A 583-nucleotide genomic window follows, 5' to 3' on the forward strand; every position below is an offset into this window, starting at 1 on the left:
TAACCTGTTTTCCATCGACTACGCTTTTCAGCCTCGCCTTAGGGACCGACTAACCCTGCGTCGATTAACGTTGCGCAGGAAACCTTGGTTTTTCGGCGTGCGAGTTTTTCACTCGCATTGTCGTTACTCATGTCAGCATTCGCACTTCTGATACCTCCAGCCAGCTTCTCAACTGACCTTCACAGGCTTACAGAACGCTCCTCTACCGCGTCACTTGCGTGACACCCGTAGCTTCGGTGTATGGTTTGAGCCCCGTTACATCTTCCGCGCAGGCCGACTCGACTAGTGAGCTATTACGCTTTCTTTAAAGGGTGGCTGCTTCTAAGCCAACCTCCTAGCTGTCTAAGCCTTCCCACATCGTTTCCCACTTAACCATAACTTTGGGACCTTAGCTGACGGTCTGGGTTGTTTCCCTTTTCACGACGGACGTTAGCACCCGCCGTGTGTCTCCCATGCTCGGCACTTGCTGGTATTCGGAGTTTGCATCGGTTTGGTAAGTCGGGATGACCCCCTAGCCGAAACAGTGCTCTACCCCCAGCAGTGATACATGAGGCGCTACCTAAATAGCTTTCGAGGAGAACCA

General features: G+C 52.5%; 1 rRNA gene. It reads right to left on the reverse strand.

Annotated elements, in window-relative coordinates:
• Positions 1-583, reverse strand: a 23S ribosomal RNA gene (locus ACP691_RS21670); the annotation flags it as partial.

This window comes from Pseudomonas sp. DC3200b2 (assembly GCF_049895785.1).
In the GTDB taxonomy this organism is placed as follows: domain Bacteria; phylum Pseudomonadota; class Gammaproteobacteria; order Pseudomonadales; family Pseudomonadaceae; genus Aquipseudomonas; species Aquipseudomonas massiliensis.